At 50.3% G+C, this 26,774-nt stretch carries 21 protein-coding genes; 19 read left to right on the top strand and 2 right to left on the bottom strand.

Going from position 1 to position 26,774, the window contains the following annotated elements:
* The 19 genes from IBX50_RS06460 to IBX50_RS06370 all read left to right on the top strand — a co-directional run.
* A partial coding sequence (locus IBX50_RS06460) for an aminopeptidase N C-terminal domain-containing protein (protein WP_292254373.1) occupies positions 1 to 412 on the top strand: 412 nt, incomplete at its 5' end.
* Positions 413 to 658: 246 nt separating this feature from the next.
* The gene (gene tssB / locus IBX50_RS06455; RefSeq protein ID WP_292254372.1) at positions 659 to 1,186 is read left to right on the top strand and encodes a type VI secretion system contractile sheath small subunit; all 528 of its coding nucleotides are present in this window, start codon (positions 659 to 661) and stop codon (positions 1,184 to 1,186) included.
* Positions 1,187 to 1,202: 16 nt separating this feature from the next.
* Entirely contained in the window at positions 1,203 to 2,651 is a 1,449-nt protein-coding gene (gene tssC, locus IBX50_RS06450) for a type VI secretion system contractile sheath large subunit (protein ID WP_292254371.1), read from the top strand.
* A 40-nt stretch (positions 2,652 to 2,691) separates the two neighbouring features.
* Positions 2,692 to 3,207: a type VI secretion system tube protein TssD gene (gene tssD, locus IBX50_RS06445; protein ID WP_292254370.1), complete on the top strand. Its 516-nt coding sequence runs from the start codon at positions 2,692 to 2,694 to the stop codon at positions 3,205 to 3,207.
* Positions 3,208 to 3,214: 7 nt separating this feature from the next.
* Positions 3,215 to 3,916 carry a type VI secretion system lipoprotein TssJ gene (gene tssJ / locus IBX50_RS06440; RefSeq protein ID WP_292254368.1) on the top strand — a complete coding sequence of 234 codons (702 nt, stop codon included), beginning with the start codon at positions 3,215 to 3,217 and terminating at the stop codon, positions 3,914 to 3,916.
* 30 nt (positions 3,917 to 3,946) lie between these two features.
* Positions 3,947 to 5,332, top strand: a complete 1,386-nt coding sequence (gene tssK, locus IBX50_RS06435; RefSeq protein ID WP_292254366.1) for a type VI secretion system baseplate subunit TssK — start codon at positions 3,947 to 3,949, stop codon at positions 5,330 to 5,332.
* Positions 5,333 to 5,336: 4 nt separating this feature from the next.
* Positions 5,337 to 6,014, top strand: a complete 678-nt coding sequence (locus IBX50_RS06430; RefSeq protein ID WP_292254364.1) for a DotU family type IV/VI secretion system protein — start codon at positions 5,337 to 5,339, stop codon at positions 6,012 to 6,014.
* 35 nt (positions 6,015 to 6,049) lie between these two features.
* Positions 6,050 to 9,463: a type VI secretion protein IcmF/TssM N-terminal domain-containing protein gene (locus tag IBX50_RS06425; RefSeq protein ID WP_292254363.1), complete on the top strand. Its 3,414-nt coding sequence runs from the start codon at positions 6,050 to 6,052 to the stop codon at positions 9,461 to 9,463.
* Complete coding sequence (locus tag IBX50_RS06420) at positions 9,463 to 10,998, top strand: type VI secretion system contractile sheath large subunit (protein ID WP_292254362.1); 1,536 nt, start codon at positions 9,463 to 9,465, stop codon at positions 10,996 to 10,998. The genes IBX50_RS06425 and IBX50_RS06420 overlap by 1 nt, the downstream gene beginning before the upstream one ends.
* Positions 10,991 to 11,482, top strand: a complete 492-nt coding sequence (tssD, locus tag IBX50_RS06415; protein ID WP_292254361.1) for a type VI secretion system tube protein TssD — start codon at positions 10,991 to 10,993, stop codon at positions 11,480 to 11,482. Before IBX50_RS06420 ends, tssD (IBX50_RS06415) begins: the two co-directional genes overlap by 8 nt.
* 2 nt (positions 11,483 to 11,484) lie before the next feature.
* Positions 11,485 to 11,871: a GPW/gp25 family protein gene (locus tag IBX50_RS06410; protein ID WP_292254359.1), complete on the top strand. Its 387-nt coding sequence runs from the start codon at positions 11,485 to 11,487 to the stop codon at positions 11,869 to 11,871.
* The gene (gene tssF / locus IBX50_RS06405) at positions 11,864 to 13,573 is read left to right on the top strand and encodes a type VI secretion system baseplate subunit TssF (RefSeq protein WP_292254357.1); all 1,710 of its coding nucleotides are present in this window, start codon (positions 11,864 to 11,866) and stop codon (positions 13,571 to 13,573) included. The genes IBX50_RS06410 and tssF overlap by 8 nt, the downstream gene beginning before the upstream one ends.
* Positions 13,537 to 14,502, top strand: a complete 966-nt coding sequence (gene tssG, locus IBX50_RS06400) for a type VI secretion system baseplate subunit TssG (protein ID WP_292254356.1) — start codon at positions 13,537 to 13,539, stop codon at positions 14,500 to 14,502. Before tssF ends, tssG begins: the two co-directional genes overlap by 37 nt.
* A 40-nt stretch (positions 14,503 to 14,542) precedes the next feature.
* Positions 14,543 to 15,892 carry a TAXI family TRAP transporter solute-binding subunit gene (locus IBX50_RS06395; RefSeq protein WP_292254355.1) on the top strand — a complete coding sequence of 450 codons (1,350 nt, stop codon included), beginning with the start codon at positions 14,543 to 14,545 and terminating at the stop codon, positions 15,890 to 15,892.
* Between the two features lie 19 nt (positions 15,893 to 15,911).
* Entirely contained in the window at positions 15,912 to 18,749 is a 2,838-nt protein-coding gene (gene tssI / locus IBX50_RS06390) for a type VI secretion system Vgr family protein (RefSeq protein WP_292254353.1), read from the top strand.
* Between the two features lie 2 nt (positions 18,750 to 18,751).
* Complete coding sequence (locus IBX50_RS06385; protein ID WP_292254351.1) at positions 18,752 to 21,547, top strand: DUF2169 domain-containing protein; 2,796 nt, start codon at positions 18,752 to 18,754, stop codon at positions 21,545 to 21,547.
* Positions 21,544 to 22,722 (top strand): pentapeptide repeat-containing protein, encoded by a 1,179-nt coding sequence (locus IBX50_RS06380; RefSeq protein WP_292254349.1) that lies wholly within the window; start codon positions 21,544 to 21,546, stop codon positions 22,720 to 22,722. The genes IBX50_RS06385 and IBX50_RS06380 overlap by 4 nt, the downstream gene beginning before the upstream one ends.
* Positions 22,723 to 22,742: 20 nt before the next feature.
* Entirely contained in the window at positions 22,743 to 23,375 is a 633-nt protein-coding gene (locus IBX50_RS06375; RefSeq protein WP_292254348.1) for a DUF3540 domain-containing protein, read from the top strand.
* Positions 23,376 to 23,387: 12 nt separating this feature from the next.
* Positions 23,388 to 23,801 carry a DUF4150 domain-containing protein gene (locus IBX50_RS06370; protein ID WP_292254346.1) on the top strand — a complete coding sequence of 138 codons (414 nt, stop codon included), beginning with the start codon at positions 23,388 to 23,390 and terminating at the stop codon, positions 23,799 to 23,801.
* Positions 23,802 to 23,806: 5 nt separating this feature from the next.
* Here the strand turns inward: IBX50_RS06370 and IBX50_RS06365 are convergent, their stop codons facing one another.
* Together IBX50_RS06365 and IBX50_RS06360 are read right to left on the bottom strand one after the other, a co-directional pair.
* Positions 23,807 to 25,945: a SulP family inorganic anion transporter gene (locus IBX50_RS06365; RefSeq protein ID WP_292254345.1), complete on the bottom strand. Its 2,139-nt coding sequence runs from the start codon at positions 25,943 to 25,945 to the stop codon at positions 23,807 to 23,809.
* 60 nt (positions 25,946 to 26,005) lie between these two features.
* Positions 26,006 to 26,704: a methyl-accepting chemotaxis protein gene (locus IBX50_RS06360; protein WP_292254343.1), complete on the bottom strand. Its 699-nt coding sequence runs from the start codon at positions 26,702 to 26,704 to the stop codon at positions 26,006 to 26,008.
* Positions 26,705 to 26,774: the final 70 nt, after the last annotated feature.

Below are 26,774 nucleotides of genomic sequence, written 5' to 3'. Positions count from 1 at the left end.
ATCTTTTGCCCTGCAGTGGGCACATGACCCGCTGGTGATGGATAGCTGGTTCAGTGCTCAGGTCACCCGTCCCCATCCAGATGCGCTGGATCGTGTGGTACAGCTACTGCAACACCCAGCTTTTTCAATGAAAAACCCCAACAAGGTGCGTGCACTGATTGGCACCTTTGTGAATCAGAATCGCCATAACTTCCATCGCCGTGATGCCGCCGGTTACCAGCTACTGGCCGACAAGGTGATTGAGCTTAATCGCCTGAACCCACAGATTGCAGCTCGGCTGGTGATCCCGCTGACACGCTTTCAACGGATGGATGATTACCGCAAAGGGCTGATGAAAAATGAGCTGGAGCGAATTCGCAAAGAAAAACTCAGTCCAGACTTGTTTGAGATCATCAAAAAAGCCCTAGAGTAACGAAGTAGCTGACACCTGACACAATCTATATCGCTATATATTTCACATAATTTCACGTCGAACCTGTTGATAAAAATAGTTCGGCGTTTTTTTTGTGATGCAGATAACATAAATCAACAAATTACGTTTACAGCCTTTCTGGCGATTGCTAATCTCAAGGCACATCAAAAATGCTCCATTAACACTTTTTTAACTGGCAGCTTGTGAAAAGCATCTAAAAATCAATAAATTGCGGAGAAACGCAAGATGGCAAGCAAAAGCAGTGGTACCTCGGTAGCACCCAAGGAACGCATCAATATCTCTTACCGCCCAGCAACCGGTGATGCTAAAGCTCAGGTCGAGCTACCTTTCAAAGCCTTAATTCTCAGCAATTTCAGAACCGGCGCAGACCCCCTCCCAATTCAGGAAAGACAATCCATCAGTATCAACCGCCAGAACTTCGATGAAGTTATGGGCAGCATGGATCTTAAACTGCAGTTCTCCGTTGCCAACCAACTGAACCCGGATGATGAAGAGCTGACCGTGGAGATCAACCCTCGCTCATTAAAAGATCTGGAACCAGATCAACTGGCACAGAGCATTCCGGCGCTGAAGCAGACACTGGAATTGCGCGAAGCGCTGAAAGCTTTAAAAGGCCCGCTGGGTAACACTCCGGCCATGCGAAAAAGTATTCAGGTGATGCTGGAAGATCAGACCCAGCGCAAACAACTGCTGGCAGAGCTGGGTTTAAAAAACTCAGCAGCAAAGCCTAAAGATGACAGTGCAGCGGAATAACCGGGGATAAACAACAATGAGCGAACAAACCAAAGTACAACCACTGGTTGGTGAAATTCTTGAATTCACCCGTTTGGATCAGGCCGATGCCGGTTATGATCTGGCACGTCAGGGGGTTGAAGCCCTGCTGGGTGAGCTGCTAACTCGTGAAACCCAACTGCCTCGTGTGGATAAAGCACTGGTTGAGCAGATGATTGAAGAGCTGGATGCCCGTCTTGGCCAGCAAATGGATGCCATCCTCCATGCTCCTGAGTTCCAGGCAGTGGAAAGCACCTGGCGTGGCCTGGATTTTCTGGTTCAGCGCACCGAATTCAACGAAAACATCAAGGTCGAGATTTTTAACGCTTCCACTGAAGAGTTGCTGGAAGACTTTGAAGATGCCCCGGAAGCCAACCAAAGCGCCCTGTTCCAGACCGTTTATACGAAAGAGTATGGTCAGTTCGGTGGTGAGCCCTATGGTGTATTGATTGGTGATTATGCCTTCACACCCTCCACTCAGGATGTGAAGCTGCTGGAGCACATGGCTGCACTGTCTGCCATGACTCATGCACCCTTTATCTCCGGCACTTCGCCGGTATTTTTTGGCCTGAAAAACTGGTCAGAACTACCGGATTTAAAAGAAGTTGAATCCCTGTTTGAAGGTCCTCAATACATCAAATGGCGCGGACTGCGCGAACAGGATAACTCCCGTAATCTGGGTTTGACCCTGCCACGCATGATGGGTCGCCCACTGTTTGGTGAAGACAAACCGGTACGCAGTTTTGTTTATCAAGAGCAGGCTACTCAGGGTGAAAGTGATTACCTGTGGATTAATGCCTGTTATGCCTATGCCACCCGTCTGATGGAAAGTTTTGCCCGTTACCGCTGGTGCCCGAACATCATTGGCCCACAATCCGGCGGTGCGGTTCTGAACCTTCCTGTCCATGTCACGGAAGTGGATGGTACGTCCCTGTTAAACGGACCGGCTGAAACTGTGATTTCCGACCGCAAGGAATATGAACTGTCTGAGTTGGGTTTTATTCCCCTGACTCAGCGCAAAAATGCGGATAACGCCACCTTCTTCTCTTCTAACTCAGTACAGCAGCCTAAGTATTTTGGTACAGATCCGGAAGCCAAGATTGCCGAGCTGAACTACCGTCTCGGTACACAATTGCCTTACTTGTTCATCATCAACCGCTTAGCGCATTACATCAAGGTATTGCAGCGTGAGAATCTTGGCAGCTGGAAAAGCCGTGCTGATCTTGAAGGTGAACTCAATCGCTGGATTCGCCAGTATGTGGCTGATCAGGAAAATCCCTCCCCTGCTACTCGTAGCCAACGCCCACTGCGTCGTGCACTGGTCACGGTTAATGAAGTGGATGGTGATGCTGGCTGGTATCAGGTGGGTCTGGAAGTCACACCCCACTTTAAATTTATGGGTGCAAATTTCACCCTTTCCCTGACTGGACTGCTGGATCGCGTGTAACACACGATTCCAAAACGACTGAGATACTGAGGAACAGACAATGCCTAACGTAATTTACATGACCATTGAAACCGCTGATGGTGACAACCTGAGTGAGGGTGCATCCAGCCAGGAAAGTATTGGTGCTTTTTTCAAATCCGGCCACGAAGATGAAGTTTTTGTTACCGGCTTTGAACACAAGGTCAGTGTACCGACGGATCGCCTGACCGGTCAGGTCACCGGCAACCGTAAACATGAATACCTGCAGATACGTAAACTGATCGACAAAAGCTCACCCCTGCTGTTCCAGTGCCTGGCTGAGCCAAAATCACTGAACTGTGCGCTGCACTTCTATCGCAGTGCTGATACTGGTAGTGATGGTCAACCAGTGCACTACTACACCATCGAGCTGGAAGGTGCCAAGGTTGTCAGCATCATAACCACCTCTCCGGACTTCCTTGATCCAGCCAATGACTCTATCAGTGCGTTTGAAGAAGTTCGCTTCAGCTACAGCAGCATCACCTGGAATCATGAAACAGCCTCCAGCACCGCAATAGATAACTGGGCTGGTGAGTAATCGATTCATGAAAGGTCGTTTCTGGCTGATCTACCTGCTGTCTGCCTTGCTGTTAACAGGCTGTGCCACACCTTATGAGTGGACCGGGCACATAGAACCTGAATACAGCAAAAAAGACCCTGAGGCAAAATGGGAATGGAATCCCAATCAAGGCCAGTGGCGATATCTGGATAAGGAGCGGATACCGCCGCGATTGCTGGGCGGTACCGGTCTTTATGAATCCAGAGCCATTGCTGTTCGCCTGCAGGCCAGCGAGAATATCAATACGCAGCAAGGTGAACCTCGCACGTTGGCAGTGAAAATCATCCAGATGAGTGATCCTGCGGAACTGGATAATTATCGACCTTCATCCTTCCGACTGGCGGATCTGATGGCGGCAGAATCCAATCGACTCTCGGGTGATTTCATGCGGGAAACTGTATTGATCCTGCAACCGGGGCAAACCAGAACCCTGGCTCTTGATCGGGTAAAAGGCGCATCACACCTTGCCATTCTGGCTGGTTACTTCCGAATGTCGGATGACTCCAGTGTGCGAGTTGTTGCTATACCCGGTGTCACTGGCCGGAGTGTACCTTATAAGAATAGAAAACGCTGGTGGTGGCCTTTTGGTCGCCAGGCCCTACCACCATCCGGTGAAGCAGCAAGATTAAAAATCTGGCTGGAGCTTGGAGAAGAACGGATTGAAAACCTGCGTGCCAGAGCCTTCTGAACCTTGTAAAAAGAATAAAGGAAGACAACCTTGACCAACAAACCGATTTACTGGCATCAGGGGCTATTCTTGCAGCCCCATCATTTTCAGCATCTGGATGCCTTTCATCTCGATACCCAGCAGGCGATACGGCAAAATTTGCTGGCACTGCCCTGGGGTGTCGGTTTCAGTGATCTGGATGCCGGTGCGCTGGCTGCAGGCAAGGTTGCCTTCCGCCAATTGCGGGTACTGATGAGGGATGGCAGCTGGTTCAGTTTCCCGGAAAACGCCCAGCTTGAAGAGCTGCATTTACAGCCTGAACTCTGGCCGGATACACGTGAACCCCTGCAGATACATCTGGTGATTGCGAGCAAAAACCAGCGACCGGCGGTTCAGAGTGGCACTCTTGCTTCCCGCCATCAGCTCCCAAGATACCGACTGAGCGACCGCCCCGAACAACTTCAGGAGCAATATCAAGCGGGTGATGCTGTTGAAACCCCCTTGCTTAGCTTGAGCGGCAAGCTGGTAACCAGTGCTCAGCTCAAAAATCTCAGCGGTGTCGAAAGTCTGCCAGTATTACAACTGATTCAGCAAAATGAACAGGTACTCTGTGATCCAGAATACCTGCCTCCTTTGCTGAGTATCAATGCTGTGCCGGAAATGCTGCACTGGGTGCGCAGTCTGCGTGATGAGCTGTTGTCCAGAAGCACTCAATTGGAAGACTACAAACAGTCACCCTCCAGCTACCGTGGTTCGGAATTTAACCCCCAGCTGCTGCGTTACCGTATGGCATTACAAACACTGGGACGTTCAGTGCAAATCCTTTCACATCTGCTGGAGTTGGGAAACACCCCGGTTGAGCGAGTCTATCAGGAAGCTCGTACCCTGATTGCTGAATTGAGCTGCTTCTCCACCAATGCCAACATCCGTGGTGAGATATCCGGTTCCAACCTCAAGCTGCCTGCTTATGATCATCTCGATCTGGGACGGTGTTTTGATATCGCACGCCAGATTATCAGCCGCCAGATGAATGAAATTGCCATAGGCTCCGAGTCTCTGGCACGCTTTAATCTGCTGGAAAGTGGCAACTACCGTCTGGAGCTGCCCAGCAAGTTTCTGGAAGCGGGGCAACAGCTATTTCTGGTGGTGCGTACTCAGCTGGGACGTGATAAATGGCTGGAAGGCTTCCAGCGCTTTTCCAAACTGGGAACACCAACCCTGGTTCCGATGTATCAATCTCGAGCCTTGCCGGGTGTTGATAAACGTCTGCTGGAAGTTCGCCCGGAAGGTTTGCCGCAACGCCCCAACTCGACCTACTTTGCACTAAGTAGCAATGATGAGTCCTGGCTGCAGGTAGAGCGGGAAGCAATGCTGGAACTGGCATGGCCGGATGCGCCGGAAGATCTGGCGCTGGAACTGGTTGCAATCAAAGGGTGACATTATGCGGCTGATTGATTGTTTTATTGATGCACTGGCTTATGTAAAACGCTTGCAGAGCCAGATTGCAGCTGGTGAGCAACCCGCTTATGAAGAAGTAAAAATTGAAAGTGAGCGTCTGCTGGCAGAAAAAGCGCTGGTTTATGCTTCGCTCGGTTACCGCCGTGAGCATTATGAAAAAGCCCGTTTTGCTGTTGTTGCCTACATGGATGAAGCACTGCTCTCCTGTGGCTGGAAAGAATCCAATCGCTGGAATGCCAGTCAGCTGCAAAAAAGTTACTACGACACAGCCAATGCCGGTGAAGAGTTTTTCAGTAATCTATCGAGCCTGACACTGATCGATCCTGCCGACAGGGATGTGCGTGAAGTTTATTACTACTGCCTGGCACTGGGTTTTTCTGGCCGTTATTTCTCGCTGGATGAGCGTGTACGTCTGGATGGTCTGAGACTGGAAAACTTTGAACTCCTGTCTCATAGCCAGAAAATTCCCTGGACAGACACCCAGGCAGTACTGACACCGGAAGCCTACCCCCCCCGGGAAAAACCACGCCTCAGAAATCATTCGCGTTATACCCTGCTGCCCTTTTATCTGGGTGTACCGGCGCTGGGTGTGTTGCTGGTGTATGTCGTCATGCGTGTTGAGGTTCTGTCGCTGGTACAGCGACTGGTTGCGCTGATTTAGCGTGTCGGCAGACTATCAATAAAAAGGCTTATCCCGTGAAAACTCTATTTAAAGTCCTTCTTTTTCTGCTCATCTGGTCACTGATTGCCGTTGCAGCAATTTTTGGTGCACTACTGCTGGGCTTCCCGATTGAAAACGGTGTGCTGCTGACCCTGACACTGCTGCTGATCTGGGCTGGTTATCGTGGCCTGCGCTGGTTTATTACCCGGATGCAGGCACGTGCCAGAGCCAAGCGTCTGTTGCAGGAATCCAATGCAGACAGTGAAACTCAATATTCAGCAGCAGACACTCAAAGTCTGGATACCCGTTTTAAGGCAGTACTCAGTTTCCTGCGTAGTAGCCCGCTGCAGGATAAACGCCTGCATCCTCACTATGCACTGCCCTGGTTTATGCTGCTGGGTGACCGCAATCTGGCATCCGACTGGTTAAAGTCATCCAAAATCACTCTGCCCACTGATGCAGAAACACGCTTTACCGGACCGGAAACTCCGGTGACCTTCTGGCCTTATAATCAGGGTTTGCTGCTGCAGCTGCCTTCGGCTTTGTTTGATAGAGATGGACGTCACACACCTGAATGGCATCGAACTTTGCAATTACTGGTTGCCAGCCGTCAGGAAGAACCAGTAAATGGCTTGCTGTTACCGGTTGACTGGCGCTGGCTGGAACAACAGAGTGATGATCAGCTGTACGATCAAGGTTTACATCTGCGTGATCTGCTGGGGCAACTGGTCAAACAGTTAAAAACCCAGTTTCCAGTTTATCTGGTTCTAACCGGGCTGGATCGCCTGCAAGGAACTGAACAGTGGGCGGCTTCATTGCCGGAACACATCAAAGAACAAGCCCTGGGTTGTCTGAATCAACAAAAACTGGAAGCTGATGATTTTGTTGAACACAGCATTGAGCTGTTGTCCGAACGCCTTAAAGATCTGAATATTTTTGTTATCCGCGCCGGTAATGCAGACCCTGATGCACTGGTATTACCCAGCCGCCTGGGTGAGTTGTCCAGCAGATTGCGTAACTTTACCCGTGGCATTTTTCAGGAAAGTGTTTTTGAAGAACTGCCGGAACTACGCGGTGTATATCTGGCGGGCAGTATCCAAAGTGACCCTGACAGTCCTCTGCCACAGGGGCTGTTCTGCCACGACCTGTTAACCAAAGTGCTGCCCGGAGAGCGGGATCATGTCTCCCGTCTGCCTGCAGCGGTTCGTGCCGAACGTGCCATACGTAACCTCTGGATCAGTGGTTATGCACTGGTAATCCTGATTATGCTGGGCACACTGGGTCTGACCTACCGACAGGATCTGCTGTTCCTGCAGGATCTCAGTGACCGTTATGCCGGTAATCTGGTGGAACAGAGTGACTTTGCCAGCAATATTCGTGTTAACCAGCAGTTTTCCAGCCTGATACAACAACTGGATGATCGCAGCTTTTTACCCTGGATGAATGATGTCACGGCCACACCGGATTTCCAGCTGCGCCTGCAGCGTATTTTTGTACAGCGGGTGGATCAGAGTCTGATTACTCCCCTGGATCGTCGCTTGCAGCTGAATGCCGAAAAAAGGCTGTTTGAAGGCAATCTCTCGGGTAATGAGCTGGGTCAGGAAATGGCACGTTATGTTGGTCAGCTGGTGCGGGAAATCAACCTGCTGCAGAGCTGGTTGGATGGAGCTAATCTCAACCGACTCACTGACATGCCGCCGTCTTATACCCAGAATGATGATCCTTCACTGGCTGTGCTGGACATGTCTCAGCTGGCCACTCTGAACCGGTTGCACCTGCTGTATATCATCTGGCAGGAAGACAGGGAACGAATGGAAGCCCGACTGAACAGCAAGCGGGTTTACCTGCAGCGTATCCTGGCTCAAAGCCCCGGCAGTATTGACTGGCTGGTGGACTGGGGCAATCTGTCTGCAGGGGAGCATGAAGTTCGCCTGGGGGAGTACTGGCGGGGCATCCGCACATCCGATGATGTGCGAGTACCCGCCGCCTTCACCCTGCGCGGCAAGGAAATGATTGATGACTTTATTGAGCAGCTACTGGAAACCCAGGACATTGCTGAACAGGTCAACATTCTGATTCCCGGATTTGAAGAAAGTTATCGTGCGCGTTATCTGGAGGCCTGGAAGCAACTCGCCATGGCCTTTCAGAAGGGTGTAGATGTGCTGGAGGGGCCTAATACCTGGCGAGAAGCCATTGATATGCAGGCCACCAGCCGTAACCAGCACTTCCAGTTTCTGGATCGCATGGCTGCCGAACTGCGTCCTTTCATGGATGACAATGCACCGGAATGGGTTTATATGGTGGAGCTGTATGCGGATATGATCGCCATAGCACCCAATGAATCCGGTTCCGGTGCACTGCAAAAACTGGCACTTAAAATGCTGAAGCGTGCTGGCAAGGTCGGCAAAATGGCGGCCAAGGCCGGTAAAAATGTCGGCTCTGAAGAAGCTATCAAGGATGAACAGGCGCTGATGGTGGAGCGTGCTGCCCTGCTGCTGGGTGAATACCGCGCCAACATTCGTGAATTGACCAAACAATCACAAATTCGCTCCATTGCTCACCTCAGTATGCGGGATTTGTACAGTAATCCAGATGACCCCTCACGGGGTGAAACCGCCCTGGCAACGGGTTATCGACATCTGCAGGATTTGCAGGGGTTACTGGGACGCAACACCGACTTTAACGAACCCTTCTGGGTGGTGTTTCGCGGCCCCCTGAACATGTTTCGCCGTTTTCTGATTCAGCAATCAGTGGACGAATTACAAATGAGATGGGAAGAGGGCTTCCTTGGTGCCGCGGAAGGTGTACCGGAAGACCGTATGGCCAACTTTCTTTATGCAGAAGGCGGCTTGCTGTGGCGATTTTTTGATGAGCAGTTGAACCCTTTTGTACAGCGGCGCTTCAGTGCCGGTTATATCAGTCGTAATGCTTTTGGTGCGCCTTATCCAATCAGCACTGATCTGCTGAGTTTCATGCGCAAGGCAGACGAATACCGCAAACAAAACCGTGACCAGTATTCTGTCATTCTGAGCACCCGCCCGATCACCGTAAATCCGGAAGCCAAAAAACTGCCCAGCAGGGTTCTGCTGGAAATGCAGTGTGGCAAAGGGTTGCAAGAGCTGGAAAACCTTAACTTCCGTATGGATGCAGAGTTTATCTGGTCACTGGATTGCAGCAATGTACGGCTGGTGATCCAGGTAGATAACTACCAAATGGTGAAGAGTTATCCCGGTCATTATGGCTTCCCGCGTTTTCTGGAAGAGTTTGCCCAGGGTTCAAAGCGTTTTGCCAGCTCAGATTTTCCCCTGTATGAAGAGCGACTGGCCGAGTGGGATATCCGTTACTTTGATCTGCAGTTCGGATTGCGTGGTCACACGGATGTTATCAATGTACTGACCGCCAGCCGGCAACGTCTGCCACGCACCATCATCCGTACAGGTGCACTCTGATGGACACCCGTTTATACAGCTCACTGCAGTTTGATGCAGCCTTGTCTGGCAGTACACGTCCACCACTACCGTGCCGGATACTGGTATTGGCTGATCTAGGGCTGTCAAAACCCGTTCTGACACCCGTTAGCACCCAGGGTTATTCCGGCATTAATGACTGGCTGCAGCACCAGCAACCAGAAGTTCTACTACAACTGCCGGATCTGGGTGAATTAAAACTGCAGATCGATAGCCTCCGGGATTTGCATCCACAACAATTACTGCGGCAAATCCAGCAACACCTGATACTGCCGGATGATGATTTTTTGCAGTTACAACAGTTAAAACAGGCGCTGCATCAGGTTAATCGGGTCTTGCATCATCCGCGTATCCGGCAACTGGAAGCCACCTGGCGAAGCTTGGATCGACTGATTCGCTTCAGTGCTGATCACCCGGCAACCGAGATATTACTGCTGCACCAGAGTCGTGAAGACCTGCAGGAAAATCTGACCTCCACAGCACTGGTTGATAGCCCGCTATTTCAAAAAATTTATGCTGAAGAACTGGGTCAGTATGGTGGTTTGCCCTATAGCCTGATTCTGGTGGATCAGCAGTGGAGCAATAACCAGCAGGATCTGCTGGAGCTTGAGGCTCTGGCAAAACTGGGGCAGGCAGCTCATGCACCAATCCTGACTTCTGTGGCACCCAGCCTGCTGGGGTTGGATCAGTTCAGCCAGACCCTGACACCCGAGCTGGCCGCAGAACTGAATACCAGCCGTAACTTCATCAAATTGCGCCAGTTGATGCAGCAACCAGCTTGCCGTTATCTCAATCTGGTTTTACCCAGAGTGCTGGTTCGTCCGCCCCATGCCTTGCAGCTGGAAGAAGCCTTTTTTCAGGAGCAGCCACTGGATGATGAAGATGCGATGCTGTGGGGAAATCCCTGCTATTCACTCTGCAGCCTGGTATTAAACAGCTTTCAGCAACATGGCAGTTATACCGGCATGTTGAATTCACCGGGTGATGAAGATCCACTGCTGGCAGCCTATCAGCTGAATCCCCATACCCCGCCGCTACCTCCAATAGAGGCCAGGTGGCCACAGGAAACCCTGTCAGCTTTTGCCCATCAGGGTTTTACCCTGGCAGGAGTTGGACAGCATTTTTCCATAGCTTTTGAACAACCCGTTGCACTGCATACCGGAGCCGGGCACAACACCATCATTCAGCCGGATTACCAGCTGCCTTATGTGTTAACCCTGAGCCGGGTTGCCCACTATCTTAAACTGGTGCTGCGTGAGCAACTGGGTGGCAGTGAAACCCTGAACAACTTGGAAACACGATTAAACCAGTGGTTGCAAGGCAGTGTTTCAGCACAGGAAAAACCCTCCGCAGAAGTGATGCATCGTAAACCCTTCCGCGAAGCCTTGTTAAAAATCAGCATCAGTGACCAGCAACAGCCAGAAATCCATCTGCAGCTGACTCCTCACCTTCGGCATCAGGGGCAGGACTTCAAGCTGAACCTGACTTCAACCCTGGCAGGAGATGTATATGGCTAGACCCGGCTACATGAAAATCACCGGAAAAAGCCTTGGCAGCATTCAGGGTGGGCTGAATGACAGCCGAATTGGTGAAGGACTGATCAAGGTTTTGTCCTTTAGTCACACGGTTGAACGTCAGGGTGAAGGCCTGGGTGGTGTGCTGGGCAGCAGTGTTGTGCACCGCCCGGCAGAAATTCTGAAACCCATTGACCCGGCATCCCCTCTGCTAAATCAGGCGCTGTGTGAACAGGATCAACTGACCGTTGAACTGAGCTGGTATCAACCGGATACCGAAGGTCAACCCGAGGTGGTTTACCAGATTGAAATGAAAGGTGTTCAACTGCTTTCTGTCACCACCGAAATGCCTGACTGCACCCAACCACAGCAGGATGGACTGCAATACCTTGAAAAGGTACGGCTGGTGTACCGCAGCATCATCTGGCGTTATGGCGCAGGTGGTGAGCAGGAGTTTGAAACCACCGCTGAAAGTGGGAGTAGCTGATCATGCCACTGCTTGACCGACTGGGAAAATCCAGAGCCAAAAAAACGCCGGTGCAGGATATTGCCCTGCATCTGGAACGTTTGCTCAATACTCGGCAAAGCACTGTTCCACAGGATCCACTGATGGGTGTGGGGCGTCTGCCAGTTCTGGGGCTTTATGCCGATCCGGAACTGATGGAGCAGCTGGCAGGCGTGTTACTGCAACAGATACGCCGTTATGAACCCCGGTTATTACAACCGACTTTTAAATTGCAGCAAGAACAGCTGCTGCTGAATGCCGCCTTACCTGATGGTCAACCGGTGCAGCTGCTTTTTCGGCTGAATGACAACAACCTCCTGCAGGTACTGCCACGCAGTAGCTCAGGACAAGAGGCTCTGACCCATGTTTGATCAGTATTACCGTGATGAGCTGACCCGTTTACGGGTTCTGGCCGTTGATTATGCTGAAAAAGAACCGGAGCTGGCGCGACATCTGGTGCCGGGTAGTGATCCTGATGTTGAACGCCTGCTGGAAGGTGTTGCCTTCCTGACAGCCGGTCTGAGAGATCAATTGGATCGTGAAGCCCCTCGATTCACCCGTAACCTGCTGGAAATACTGGATCCAACCCGACTGCAGGCATTGGTATCCACCACATTGATTGCTTTTACACCCCGTGGCGGCTTAAAAACACCACTGGTTATTCCAGCCGGAACACCATTGGGTAATACACCCGGTCAGGGTAGCCAGATCGAGTTTGCCACCAGCCATGCCTGTCGGGTTTCACCGCTGGAAATCACTGGTTGCAGCAGTAGTGGACAAAAATCCGGCAGCCCCACCAATCGTTGCCTGACACTGGATTTTAAAACCCTTGCCGGTGGGCTGGGAGAAATACTGGCTGGGCATCCGTTATCCATTCATTTGATTGCACCCCAGGCGATCAGTGCAGATCTTTACTGGTTGTTGTTGCATGATTGCAAACAGGTGGAAGTGTTGCTGGATCAGCGTCCGGCACCGGAAGTTCACTGCCGTATCACTCCCCTTGATGCACCCTTGCAGTCCGAGCGGTTGCCCGGTGAAGCAGCAATGAGCAGTTATCTGCATCACCCGGAAGCGGCCATGGCAATCCAGCTGCATTTTGATGGCATGGATGAAATGAGTAAAACCAGCCAACTCAGCCTGAATTTCTGGCTGGATGAGTCCCGGCTGCCATTACCAGCGATAGATCGTGCGTATTTCCGGCTGCATTGTGTAGCTGCCAGCAACTGTTTTACCCGTCAACTGCCACCATTTTTGCATGATGAAAGGCGTCTGCTGCAGCCCCTGCAACCTCGCAAAAAACAAGGTGAAAAACTGCTGGTGCAAAGTCTGCTCAAGGTTCAGGGTCAGTACGCGGGTGACACGGCGCAACACAACTATTTACCCTATTGGGAAGCGGATGATACCCGTCGGGCTTATGCTTATCAGGTACAACAGGAAGTTGATCCGCTTACCGGCCTGCCTCAACCTAGATTGCTGTTGACCCGAGGTCGTGATCTGCCATCTGGTCAGGAAGAAATGATCCGTGTCACAGCTCTGTGCAGCAATGGCAGCGACGCAGCTCATCTGCTGCCCAATGATCTGAGTACCCATTTACACGGCACACCGGAAACCGTGGACTTCAGCAACATCACCACCAGCACCGCCTGGAAAGCCCCCCGGTTGGATGCAGCCAGTGAGCGCCAGCAGGTAGCAGAACTCAGTCGTGGTAATGCCAGCCTGTTCACCCGTAACGGACTGCTGCAACGCCTGCAAGAGATGGCAGAACGGGTCAGCCCTGATGAATCACGGCTGGCGATTAACCAGAAAAAACTGGATGCCATTCAGCAGGTTAATATCCGAGCGGCAGAAAAACTGCTGGAGCAATCTCTTTATCGCGGGCTGGAAGTTTCTCTGGAGATCAGTTTTCAGGCCTTTAACAGTCGGGGTGATGCCCTGGGCTTCTGCAGTCGGCTGGATCGGCTGCTGGCACAGATGGCTCCCATCAATCATTTTTCCGCCCTGCATGTCACTGATGTGGCTTCCGGAGAGAGTTATTTATGGCCGCCGAAACTGAACACCAGTCTGCTGATTTAAGCGGCACACTGCAGGCCTCACATTTCAGCCTGTTTCAGCTGATTCGACAGATTCGGGCCGAGTCGCCCGACTGTCCCATTCAGCTGCGTCCTGCTTTACACCGCAGCATTCAGCAGGGTGAGGTTTATCGTGCCTTCCGTGAAGGTGATGGCTGGTGTGTGGAAGTTAACTTACCCGGTCTGTATGGCAGCAGTTCACCCCTGCCGTCTTATATCACCGAGCTGCTGTTGCAACAGGAACAGCAGGAAAACAGTGCACCCAGAGCCTTGTTGGATTTGTTCAACCAGAGGTTGTATGAGCTGCAACTGGAAACCGACAGTAAAAACTACCCGGCCATCCAGTTGGTGGAAGAAGAGAACAATTTATGGATTGGTCTGGCAACACGTTTACTGGGTATCCCGGCGGAACGCCTTGCCATTTTACCGCGGCGGGAATGGTTGTTCCGCCACTTCCAGTTGTTGACTCATCCTTATCCAACAGCTGCTGGTCTGGCAAAACTGGTCAGTAGCTGGCTGCAGGAAAGTGTCAGTGTTGAACAGTGCATTCTGCGTCAGGTGGAAGTCGAAACAGACTCTCAAACCCAGTTAGGTATCACCAATCATCAACTGGGCAAAAGCAGCCTGCTGGGTAACCGGATTAATGATCGCAACAGCAAACTGCGCCTGAGGATCGGACCGCTGGATCATGAACACTTCAGCGCACTGATTCGGGATCGGAAAACCTGGCGCACACTCAGAACCCTGATCAATGTTTACCTGCGCTCACCCTATGAGTGTGAGCTTGAATTTGTATTAAATGCACCGCAGGAAGTGGAATCACTCACCCTGGGTGGCCTGCAGTGGGGTCATCTGGGCAGAAATGCCTGGCTGCTCAGCAGCAAAAAATCCGAGACACCAGCCTGTCTGGTGGCACAAATGCCGTTAATCTGAAACCATCCCGTCAGTCACGGGGTGTTATGAGTGGAGATACATGATGATGCTGAGCTTTCAAACCCGCTGGTGGTTGAGCTGGATACTGGTTGCAACCGCCGCAGCGCTGATCATCTACTGGAGTGTGCAGCAAGCCGGACAGACCCGGGTCATCCGTATCGCCACTGCAGCCTCCGGTGGATATTATTATGAATACGGCGCGATGCTGAAAGATATGATCGAGCAGCATGGTCGTTATGATGTGGAGCTGCTGGAAACCCGTGGTTCAGTGGATAACCGGGGTCGTCTGCTGAAACAGGAAGCCGACCTGGCCATTATCATGATTGGTTCCGCTACGCTGCGTAATCTGGAGCTGGTTGCACCGCTCTGGCAGGACTACATGCATGTGATTGTTCGTCGTGACAGCAAGATCAAAAGCCTGCTGGATCTGCCGGGGCACAATATTGCACTGGGCTCCAAAGGTTCCGGTTTCCGTGCCCAGTCCATGCAACTACTGGAGCATCTGGGTATTGATGAAAACAGCATTGGCATGAATGAACTCTACTTTGCCCGACTGCTGGACACCCCTGAACTGGAAGGTGCCATAGTCACCACCGGTATGCTTAACCCGGATTTACGCTCTGTACTGATGAGTGGTGAATTCCGTTTGTTACCCTTTGAACTGGCGGAAGGTTATGCACTGAATCAGAGCCAGGTTAACACTGCCATCATTCCACCCGGCAGTTATTCCAGTGCCGCAGGCCCACTACCACAAGAAGCAGTTCCCACCGTGGGTACTCTGGCCGTACTGGCTGCCCGCCAGGGTCTGCCGGATGATCTGGTCACCACCCTGCACAGCGTGCTCTTCTCTGAAGAACTGCGCCGTAAGGCACCGATGATGGTGGATATGAATCCACTGGAAGATCGCCTGTTGCAATACATGCCCATGCACCCGGCCAGTGCCCGTTATTACAATCCTTATGCCGGTTTTGATGAGTTATCACGTAGCCTGTCCTGGTTGTCCCAGAATCGCTGGTTGGTGGTTGGTCTGTTAATTGCCCTTGTTGGTGGCTGGTTACAAATCAAATACCTGCAGCGCCTGCGTGATCTGCGTAAACGCAATCATCTGGAAACCGGGCTGGAAAAAATCTTCCGCGAAGCCGTGGAGCTGGAGCGCGCCCAGAAAGCCGCCAAGGATATTCGCCTGCTGCATCAACAGCTGAATGAAGCACTGACATTAAAAAATCAGGCCGTCTCACTGGCTCAGGGTAACCACCTGAATGATTCAGTGTTATTACTGACTACCCTGCAGCAGTGCAGTGATGTTATGCGCCAGATTGAATGGCGACTGTCTGGATTACAGGTGCATGAAATGGCCAAACAGCAAGCCAAAGCAGCTGCACACCATTGATTTTTTGAGGTAATGCGGGATGAGCAGTGATACCCATTATGAGTTCCTGATACCTGAAAAAGACGAGCTGTCTTTTCAGGTGGTCAGCTTTAAAGGTTATGAAGCGCTGAGCCAGCCTTTCCACTTTACCTTTGAGCTTTACAGCGAAAACTCCGATCTGGCAGTACGCCAGTTGCTGGGTAAAAAAGCCTCCTTCACCCTGCAGGTTCTGGGAAAGAGTCGTACTGTGCATGGCATGGTGGCCTATTGCCGTATCCTGCATCCGATTGAAAAGGGTTACCTCTATCAGCTGCGGATGGTGCCGCGCCTGAACCGACTGGAAATGATCCAGACCAACGAAATTTATCTGGAGCAAACCCTGACGGATACTCTGACCGAAATTCTTGAAGAAGGGGAATTCAGTCAGGATGAGTTTGACCTGCAACAACTGGGTGATTATCGCCAATGGGAATACCGTTGCCAGTTCGGTGAAAGCCACCTGAGCTTTTTGCAACGCATCACGGAACGTGAAGGTATCTATTATCGTTTTGAACACCTGGATGAGCATGCCAGGGTCATTTTTCATGATGCCAGCTCCCAGCACCTGAAAGACCCACAAACCCAACTACGTTATCAACCAGAAACCGGTATGGTGCCAAAACCGGAAGACGGTCTGCTGAGTCAATGGATCAGTCATGGTGAGCCTCTGCCGCGCAGCATCACTTTAAAGGATTACAACAGCAATACACCTTCATCCCAGATACAGGGGCAGGCTCAGGTTGATGAGCAGGGTTTTGGCAGTATTTATCGTTACTGTGACAACCTGATCAGCTCGGAGGAAGCCGAAAAAATTGCCGAGACTCGTGCTCAGGAACTGATGATGAAAAGTGAGATTTTCCACGGTGCCAGCCGGGATGCCTCACTACAAACAGGGCTGGCTTTTACTGTTGAAGGGCATTTCAGAGCAGCAGACAACGGTGATTTTTATCCTTTTGTACTGGAGCATGAAGGTTTTAATCCAGCTTTCCGTCGTCTGCAGAATGATCCTTCTTCACAAGCACCCTATCAAAACCGAATTCAGGCTTTACGCACCAGCCTGCAGTTCAGACCCAGTGTCACTACCGAAAAACCCCGTTTTCATGGGGTTTTAAATGCCATTATTGATGGCGGTGAAGATGAGCGTTATGCCCATATAGATGCTGAAGGGCGTTACAAGGTTATCCTGCCTTTTGATCGTGAACGTGTGCCCGGTGAAGGCAAAGCCTCCTGCTGGATAGCCATGATGCAACCTTCTGCAGGCACTGGTGGTGGTATGCACTTCCCGTTGTTAAAAGGCACAGAAGTGCTGCTCAGTTTTATTGGTGGAGATCCAGATCGCCCGATTATCTCCGGTGCCTTGCCCAATGCCGCCTGCCCCAGTGTGGTCAAGGATGAAAACAAAACTCGCAGCCTACTGCGCAGTGCCAGTGGTAATCGTATTGAGCTGGAAGATGAAGAAGGTAATAGCCGCCTGAAACTCTTCTCACCCACCAACAATACTTACCTGCATCTGGGTGCACCCAACCATTCCGGGGATGGTTTTACCATCACCAGTGATGGCCTGTATCGTTACGAAATGCTCGGTGGTAGCCAGACATTAGTTTTTGCCAAAGGGCATGAGGTTGATGACAAGGGTGTGGATAAATTCCCCTATGAGTCTGAAGATGACACATCGGATGATCACGACAAGTTTGATGAGCAGGAACTTTTTGCCTTCCCGAAATTCAGCAAAGAAAGTGGTGGTGAGTATGAGGATGCCACTTTAACAAGAGAAGAAGAACTCTCAGGTGAATACATCATCTCCCGCCAGGCCGGTCATCAGTATCACTGGGCAGATGGTGATGTATATAACTTTGGGGGTGATGGTCGTGAGTTCAGTTTTGGTGGTGGTGATGAATCCCTGACCTTTTTTGTTGAACCTGATGATGCTCGTTACGAAAAAATGGAGTGGGATGTACCCAACAAACCCAGTGGAACAGAGAACTGGGGCTTTGAGGATGGCATTGATGGGGATGACACAGCCTGGTCACCGGGTAGTCATTATGTCGAAAAATCCTGGGGCAATACCTTCACCTACCAGATGGGTAACAACTACTCCTGGGGCGATACCGCTGATTACGATTTTGGTAATGGTTATGAAGAAGCCCATATTGATGAAGATATTGCCGGAGGTATCAACAAAAAAACTGGCAATGATAAGGCTGATAAAGGTGGCCCTTATTTAACTTCAATCAACGGTAATAATGTCAGCTTTTCTGATCCTGGTAAGGTAGCCATCGCCAAAACCTATGGCAACAGCTACGAATACACCAAGGGCGATACGCTGGAAGTGCAGGATGGAAAAAGTGAAAGCCATCAGCATGGCGACTCTTTTGAGTACAGCTACGGCCTCTCAAAAAGCATCCACCATGGACGAGTCGAAGAGATGTTTATGGGTGGCACTGTAGAGCTAAGCCTGGCCGGTGGTAAATCTATTAGCCTTGCTGCAGAAAGTGAAATATACGGTGGCCTACAGAGTTCAATTTTTGCGGGGGGAACAAGTGAAATCTCTCTATCTCTTGGTTTTGAGCTTAGCTTATCAATCTCTAAAGAAATATATGCAGGACATAAAAGCGAAGTTGCCATAGGCACTAAGTTCACTGCAGATACAGCTATCGAGTTAAATACCACTGTCATGAATGTAGAAGCCGAGATTACCAAGCTTCAAACCACTACAACAAAAGTTAATAATGCATTGGTTGAAGTTGCTAACTCCACTGCAGGGGTTAAAAGCGTTAAAGCCAAGATCAATAACTCTCTTGCTGCAATTAATAGTGCCGGCCTGACTATGATCAATTAACCATGCAGAACATCAAGCCCCTGCAACTGACCCCTGTAAATCGTTCATTCACCTATCAGCACCAGCATTATTATTCTTTAGGTGCTCTACTGGGTTTTGACTTATCCACCGGCAAAACACTGCTGGAGCAAGAGTTATGGGAAAAGGTTTCTGAAACCCCTGAAATTCAGATACTGGATGCCGGTTTTCCCAAACCCCAGGCTGAGTTTCTGGTGTATGGCTGTGCTGAAACACCGGAAGGCAAACCGGCAACTGAGTTATCTGTCAGTATTCAGGTGGGCGATTTAAAAAAACAGTTGCGGGTACTCGGTGAGGGTTACTGGCGAGGTTTACCGTGTTTTAAACAGCAACAGGTGGATACACCCTTTACCCGTGTACCCCTTAGCCGGGATTATGCTTTTGGCGGTGAAGGTTATGTTGATAACCCAGAGGGCAAGGGTTATCAAGCCATCACTACAGCTGAGGGTGATAGTCTCTACCCTATCACCCAACTGCAACTGTTAAATACACCTGCACAAAACCCAGGGCAGGTATTACCCTTGGCTTATACCAGTGCCATGGATTTAATGGCAACCCAGCGCCAGCAGTTTGCCGGTACCTATGATGATGCCTATATGCAAAAGGCCATGCCAGGGTTGCCAGATGATTTTGACTGGTTATTCTGTCAGGATGCCCTGCCGGATCAGCGTTTTAAAAGCCCCACACTGCCAAGTGGTGCCCCTTACCTGTTGCAAAATCTGAATGCCGAGTTTCCCCTGATAAAAGGACAGCTTCCCCACTGGCAAGCCGTTGCCTGGTTATTACAACAACACAAGGATCAAGCAACACCTGTACCTCAACAAGTGCGCCTGAAAGCCGAAACTCTGATTTTATTACCTAACCAGAATCTGGGTATTATTGTTTACCGAGGTCAAATCCAGGTCTGTCGGGATGATGCCCGAGATATCAAAGCCCTGATGTTGGCACTGGAAGATCCGGCAGCGCCCAAACCGGAGGCTCACTATATTGATCAACTGTACAAACGCTCGGATCAGGAAAACGCCTGGCGTTATCTGTTGGATACCCAGCCTCTGCTCCCCGCACAGATCACCTGTGGTATGGCCTTGTTGCTGGAACAAGAGAGCGATATGCCAGCTATGGATATGCCGCAAATGGGCAAGGTTAAATATCAGATAGAGGAAATCCAGGCACAGGCAATGCAACAAGTGGAAGCAGAACGATTGAATCTGCAACAGCAGGGCTTAGATTTACCATCAACACCTGCAACTCCACCACCGCCAGAATGGCAAGCCAAAATGGAAGCTCTGCAGGCAAAAATATTGCCCAAAAAAGCGAATGGTAGTCCGGACTTGGCAAAAATTGATTTTGACGCCATGAAAGAAATCACTCCTTTGGTTGAAGAAATCAAAAATCAGGAAATGGTAAGAATCCAACAAGAAATACTGCCTCAACTGGAAGCTCTGTTGCTAATCCCTGAATTAAAAGATCGGTATCCTGAGATCCGAAACAAAATAGCATTACTGAAGAATCCACCACCTCCCAACTGGCCTAGAGTGGAAATTGAAGAGTCACTGGATCAATCCATTGCCCAACTTGAAAAAGAAATACTGGAAATAAAAAATATTGATTTATTGCAACTGCATGCTCCAGAGAAGGCTAGGGAACTTGAGCAGCAACTTCATGACAGTATAAAAAAAATTGAAGAAGCCAAAGTCCAGCTTGCAGATACACCAGCAAAAATCAAAGCTGCCTATCGCATGGGTGCGGAACAACCTGAACGTGGTTCACCCTTGCTGGATGCTGAACAGCGTTTGCTTCTGCGCCAGCAGGTGCTGGATGCCATCAGCCGTAAACAGCCTCTTCCCACTGATGACCTGTCGGATCTGGATTTATCCAACCAGAATCTCGATGGTGTGGATTTCAGTGAGTGTTATATGGAAGGCATCAACCTGAGCGGCAGCAGTTTAAAAGGTGCCAAGCTGACGGGTGTGATTATGGTTTATGCCAACCTGCAACAGAGTGATTTTTCCGGTGCAGATCTGAGCGGTGCCAACATCGGTGCCTCCAGAATTGAGCAGACTCGCTTTCACAGAACGATCATGACCGAGACCAACCTCAACAAGGCACAGATCCTCTCCAGTGATTTCACTGGGGCACAGCTTGATAAAACCCAGTGGATGCAGGCCAGTCTTCAAGCTTGTAACTTCACTGAAACCAGCATGAAACAACTGAATCTGATCGACCCTATTTTTACTGACTGCAACTTCACTGCGGCAGATCTCAGTCAGTGCAATCTGGTAAATCCAGTATTTACTGGCTGCCGATTTGATCGTTTTAAAGCACAAGGCAGTAATCTGGTAAAAATGCAGGCAACCGGCTCCAGTTTTGTTGCAGCCCAGTTGAACAACGCACGTTTTGTAGGTGGTTGTCAGCTGGATGACAGCAATTTCAGTAAAGCACAAATGAACATGGCTTCATTACGGGAAGCCTCCGTTAAAAATAGCCATTTTGATGGCGCACAGATGGAACAAGCCGATCTGGAATTAGCAAATCTGACCTCCAGCAGCTTAAAAAAAGCCAATCTCTATCGAGCCAACCTTGCTAACACCAATTTCACCGCAGCCACGCTGGAAGATGCCAACCTGATGGAGTCCGTGCTTTATCATGCTTGTGTGGTGAATACCGATCTGCGGGGAGCCAACCTTTATGCAGCCAACCTGCTGTACATGGAACACGGCAACACCCGGTTTGATTTTGCCAATCTGGATCGCACGCTGCTGCAGGACTGGCACCCATGATGGATAAACAGGCATTACAAGAGTGGGTCAAAACTGGTGATACATTTGTGCTGGAAAAACAGCAGATTACTGGTGACCTGCGTGGCATCAACCTATCCGGCGGTGTATTTGATCAGGTGGATTTCAGTGATGCCTGGTTGGATGAGGCAATCTTAAAAGAATGCACCTTCAACAAGTGTATTTTTAATCGTACTCGCTTTCGCAAAGCGCAGCTGATTTATTGCAACTGGGTGGAATGTCAGGGTGAAAACATCCAAGCACAGTCCAGTCACTGGGAAAATGCTTCCGTCATCAACAGTTTTTTACCCAGTCTGGATCTGACAGATAGCAAACACAAGTGCAGCAGTTTTGTGGACAGCCAGTTGCCGAGCAGCATCTGGCATCAGGTGGCGTCCGAACAAACCAGCCTGGTGAACTGCAACCTGCAACAGAGCCACCTGACAGAGTCTCGCTTCAAAAACCTGAGCGCAGTCAACTCACAGTTGGATTCAACCCTCTGGCGTGGCAGTTTTCTGGAGCAATGCAGCCTGGTTAATGCTTCGTTAGTAGCTGCTAACTTAACTTATTTATCCGGGTTCCGGTTAAACCTGCTGGAGTGTGCGTTTGATCAGGCCATCCTGCATCACACGGCCATCGAATTGCCTTTCTTTCAAAAGATCAACTTATCAGGTCGGGATTTTACCCAGTCCGGTTTGATCAAACCCCAGTTTCAGGAATGTGATCTCAGCCGTTGTAATTTTAAAGGTATGGATCTGACTCAAGTGGGCATGATGAAAGCAGTAGCTATCGGATGTGATTTCACCGGTGCAGTGCTGAACCAAGCCAATCTGATCGAAGCCACACTGGATGCTTCGGTGTTTAACCACTGCCAGTTGAATATGGCTCTGTTGATCAAAGCCAGCTTAAAAAAATCCCTGTTTTATCAGGTACAGGCGGAACAAGCTCAGTTCACTGAATGTGATGCCCGTGAAGCGGTATTCACCGGCAGCAATCTGACCTATGCTGATTTCAGTCATGCACTGTTAAGCAAGGCAGACTTCTCGGATACCCAGCTGAACCGAACCAATCTGCACGAAATTCTTGACCCGGATACCCGCTGGCGAGGTGCCAATCGCTCAGCTGCGCTGGAGACTGATCCGATACGCCAGAAAGCTGAACAACAGGCCAAATCATAAAACCTACAGGAGCAACACTCATGTCTTCACAACCCATAGCTTCTGATCCTGTCTTGCATCACACCGCCGCGCCGCTGGAAGGTTATGTACAGGGTGGTAAAAATGACCACTGGCTGGTCACCACCAGCAGCGGACTGATTCGCGCCACTCAGGCTTTTTCCTGCCTGGTTCAGCCAGTACTGGGTGACAAGGTGTTGCTGCAACAGGTGGGTGATCAGTGGTATTTACTGGCGATTCTGGAACGCCAACAACCTTTACCCATGCAGCTTAATGCCAAACACGGACTGAATATCAATCTGGGAGGCAAGGATTGTCACTGGCAGAATGCCGGTCGCTGGCAGTTAAATGCTGAAACCACACAAATCCAGACACAACATGCTGAGATGACCACCCAAACCGCTCAGGTACGCGGACAACAACTGACCCAGCACTGGCAACAGGTACGTAATCTGATTCAGGATCTCTGGCATTCAGGACAAACAATCTGGCAGCAGGTGCGTCAGTCCATCAGCCGAGTGGATGAAGTGGAGCAGAAGGATTGTGGTCACCAGATTCAGCGAGTGCGGGGTAATATGACACTGCACAGTGAACAGGGCAGCATCACCAGTAATAAAGATCTGCGTATTGATGCTGAACGCATTCACATGGGTTAAGGGGGATTTATTATGGTTTTTGCAACAACCCAGATGGGTGGTTTAAATCTCGGTTTTCCAGACGTTTGCCTGACACCAATTCCTTCACCTGTGGGGCCGATTCCGACCCCGATTCCTTACCCAAACCTAGCGATACCCACCACAGGCATTCCTTCACAGTTCAAGGTTCTTACCCTGGCCATGCCCAATCACAACATGATGACCATCACCCCCATGAGCAACGGGGATAATGCCGGTCTGATGACCAATCCGGCATCGGGAATGGTGATGGGACCACAACGCCAGTTGCTGGGTAGTTTAAAAACCCTGATTGGTGGAATGCCCGCCAATAAAATGCTGGGTATGTCTGGCCAGAATGGGTTCACACCGGGCGCACCCGGTGTCACTCTGGCGCCGTCTCAGGTTAAACTGATGCTGCTGACCTAGGAGTTTTAATCCTGCAGCAGTGAATACAATCGACGATTACTTTCTCGTAAACGCTCGGATTGCATTAATACCACAAAACGGTGGAAGGCCATGGCGAGATCCGGGTCGCGCGCTTCCATTTGTAACAGGCTGGGATGACTCAACGTCAGTACCTGGGTTGCTCCCACTGCACGAGCTGAAGCTGAGCGAGGTTCATTCAGGTAAAGCCCCATTTCACCCAGCACCGTTCCAGGACGCATTTTTTTGATGCGCATCCAGCTGTCACTTTCTTTATGTTGCAGCCCAACATCCACGCTGCCGGATGCAATGATATATAACACTCGTTGCTGCTGACCCTGCATTAATATCCATTCACCATCAGCAAAGGTTTGCTCAACAAAATACGCCAGCAGTTTACGGGTTTCACTCTCTTCAAGCGTCAAGCGGGATTTCAGCATGGCCTGAACCGGTGATTGTTGCTCCAGTCGCAGATCCTGCAGCAGCTGATTTTCCAGAAATTCCAACGCTTCTTCCAGGTTATCCGCCATACGAATAACACCCACTCCGGCTGACTTCTGGAATACCAGTCCGGCAGCTTGCAAGCGCTGCTGAATCACTTGCTTCATACCGGTGATGTGCACCTGAATTTTATGCGCATCACAAAACTGCTTTAAGCGCAGCAGGCTGTTGGCTGTGGATGAGTCCGCATTACTGACTCGGTGAAAGTCCAGCAACAGGGCTTCAATTTTGCCATCCAGTTTTTGCACATCACTTTTGATCTGTTCAGTCAGGGTATTGGCCGTACCAAAAAATAAAAAACCACGCAGCTGATAAACCCGAATCCGGCTGGCTTGTTCTTTTAACCACTCATGTTCCTGTGGAGTACGTTCTACACCACTACTGAGACCAACCAGATTGGTATTCAGGTGGATGACCTGCAGGCGGCTGTATTCACGGATAAACAGCAACACCGTCAGCAATAGCCCCAGCAATACACCACCCAGAAAACCCTGAAAGACAATCACCACAAAAATCACGGCAATAACAAACTGATCTGCCCGCGGGAAACGATCACCGGAAGTCAGCAGCCATTGATGAACAAACTGTATACCCTGGAAAATCAACAGGCCAGCCACCAGAGGCAAGGGCAACCAGCGCAGCAGCTCTTCGTGGATCAGCAGTGCACCGAGCAGACAGATTGCCATCAATACGCCAGTAATACGGTGATTGGCTTTCATCTGTCTGACCATGCTGGTCTGACTCAGTGACAGGGAGCCAACACTGCCACCGGCAAAAGCATTCAGCAGGTTCATACCCCCAGCCACTTTAAGCTCTCGATCCAGATCCATATCCTGTTTAGCCAGCAGCTCAATGGAGGTAGCCTGCAGCAGCATGGACAACACCGAAATAGCTGCCAGAGTCAGCAAAGAACTCCAGGGTAGCAACCACCAGTCCACATCCGGCAAACCCTCTGTCACCAGACTCAGCGCTGTCAGCGGCAGATTGCCCGCAGCATCCAGCTGAAAAAACCAGGGGCTATGATTCTGTAAAGAAGGAGCCAGCAGGATCATCACCAGACCACCCAGCAGGGTTGCACCCGGCAGTAGAAAAGCCGGAGGTACAATTTTTCGTAGCATCCAAAGCACGGCAGCAAAACCTATTGCCATCCAGAGTGCAGAATCCTGCAACAAGCTGAGATCAAAACTTTTAAGGCCTGTGAGCGCCAATCCACCCTTGATAAATAACCAGCCAACCCCGGCAAGGAAGCCGGCCAGCACCGGCAAGGGCAGATAACGCACAATCCGACTTAAACGAAAACCACCGAGCAGCAGCATCAAACCAGCAGTCAGCAGGCTGCCGATCAACAACAGCAACCACAGCAGCTCCACACCCGGTTGGGTGCGTTGAAACATATCCGCAAACATAGCTGCAGCACTGGGCAGGGGAATAGCTATCAGACCAGCCATACTGCCTTTCCAGGCCACCATCAGGGCAGAAAACAGGGCAGTGAACAACAAGGCAAAGACCATGTCAGGCAGCAGTGAAACCTGGCTGGTATGTACCATCATTGCAGCAAAAGAGAAAGCCATAACCATGCTGATCATACTCATCAGCAATACGGCCGGGAGAAGTTTCAGGAAGTCCTGAATCCGGAAAGTTTGCATAACCTGCAGCTCTCGGTTTTGTAGTTATAAAAAAGGGGCGCTGAGCACCCCTTTTATATTTTACTCGCTGGCTTCTGTCAGCTTGGCTTCCAGTTCACCCATCAACTGTGTGATGGACTGGGCTGATTTGCCGGTTTCATCGGCCAGTTCTTTGACCTGATCCGCCACCACAGCAAAACCACGACCGGCTTCACCGGCACGAGCTGCTTCAATACTGGCATTCAGACTGAGCATTTTCAGAGTTTTCAGAACCTGCAGAATCTTCTGGGTCTGGCTGATGATCTGGTTACTGGTACCACCCACATCTTCCATTTTTTTACGGCGTATGCCTTCCTGTGCCTTGCGATCATTAATATCTGCAATGATTCCTTCGAGGTAGGTCACTTCACCCTGGTTATCCAGCACTGCACCACCGTGTTCATTCACCCATTGCACTGTTCCATCAGCACGTTTGATACGATAATCAACATTCCAGTTGGTTTTGCTCTTGATGGCCTGCTCAACAGCAGCATCCAATCGAGCTGTATCATCCTGATGAATCAGAGACATATAAGAAAGACGCTGATTGCCCAGCAGGTCTTTTTCTGAATATCCGGTTACTTTTTTAACTGCACCAGCGATATTGACCATGGTATAACTTTTATCACTGCGGCAGCGGTAAAGAAAACCATTCATCCGGTTCGCAATACTTTCATAAATCCTGGCTGTATCATCAGCAGCGTTATAGTTCAAATCCTGCTGGTATTCTTCTGAACTCATGGCAAAAAGACCTTCCCAAGTGAGAGTTAAATCTGTGACTGAATGTACACTTATCCCGTGATAACAGCAA

This window comes from Marinospirillum sp., from assembly GCF_014859565.1.
This window is presented reverse-complemented; position numbering and strand designations above follow the sequence as displayed.

Excerpts from the sequence above, each read along its gene's own strand:
- IBX50_RS06395 (WP_292254355.1), top strand. The coding sequence starts at position 14,543 with ATGATGATGCTGAGCTTTCAAACCCGCTGGTGGTTGAGCTGGATACTG.
- IBX50_RS06365 (WP_292254345.1), bottom strand. The coding sequence starts at position 25,945 with ATGCAAACTTTCCGGATTCAGGACTTCCTGAAACTTCTCCCGGCCGTA.
- IBX50_RS06420 (WP_292254362.1), top strand. The coding sequence starts at position 9,463 with ATGGACACCCGTTTATACAGCTCACTGCAGTTTGATGCAGCCTTGTCT.
- tssG (WP_292254356.1), top strand. The coding sequence starts at position 13,537 with ATGGCCGCCGAAACTGAACACCAGTCTGCTGATTTAAGCGGCACACTG.
- IBX50_RS06385 (WP_292254351.1), top strand. The coding sequence starts at position 18,752 with ATGCAGAACATCAAGCCCCTGCAACTGACCCCTGTAAATCGTTCATTC.
- tssI (WP_292254353.1), top strand. The coding sequence starts at position 15,912 with ATGAGCAGTGATACCCATTATGAGTTCCTGATACCTGAAAAAGACGAG.
- IBX50_RS06410 (WP_292254359.1), top strand. The coding sequence starts at position 11,485 with ATGCCACTGCTTGACCGACTGGGAAAATCCAGAGCCAAAAAAACGCCG.
- tssC (WP_292254371.1), top strand. The coding sequence starts at position 1,203 with ATGAGCGAACAAACCAAAGTACAACCACTGGTTGGTGAAATTCTTGAA.
- IBX50_RS06375 (WP_292254348.1), top strand. The coding sequence starts at position 22,743 with ATGTCTTCACAACCCATAGCTTCTGATCCTGTCTTGCATCACACCGCC.
- tssJ (WP_292254368.1), top strand. The coding sequence starts at position 3,215 with ATGAAAGGTCGTTTCTGGCTGATCTACCTGCTGTCTGCCTTGCTGTTA.
- tssB (WP_292254372.1), top strand. The coding sequence starts at position 659 with ATGGCAAGCAAAAGCAGTGGTACCTCGGTAGCACCCAAGGAACGCATC.
- IBX50_RS06430 (WP_292254364.1), top strand. The coding sequence starts at position 5,337 with ATGCGGCTGATTGATTGTTTTATTGATGCACTGGCTTATGTAAAACGC.
- IBX50_RS06360 (WP_292254343.1), bottom strand. The coding sequence starts at position 26,704 with ATGAGTTCAGAAGAATACCAGCAGGATTTGAACTATAACGCTGCTGAT.
- IBX50_RS06380 (WP_292254349.1), top strand. The coding sequence starts at position 21,544 with ATGATGGATAAACAGGCATTACAAGAGTGGGTCAAAACTGGTGATACA.
- tssD (WP_292254361.1), top strand. The coding sequence starts at position 10,991 with ATGGCTAGACCCGGCTACATGAAAATCACCGGAAAAAGCCTTGGCAGC.
- IBX50_RS06370 (WP_292254346.1), top strand. The coding sequence starts at position 23,388 with ATGGTTTTTGCAACAACCCAGATGGGTGGTTTAAATCTCGGTTTTCCA.
- tssF (WP_292254357.1), top strand. The coding sequence starts at position 11,864 with ATGTTTGATCAGTATTACCGTGATGAGCTGACCCGTTTACGGGTTCTG.
- tssD (WP_292254370.1), top strand. The coding sequence starts at position 2,692 with ATGCCTAACGTAATTTACATGACCATTGAAACCGCTGATGGTGACAAC.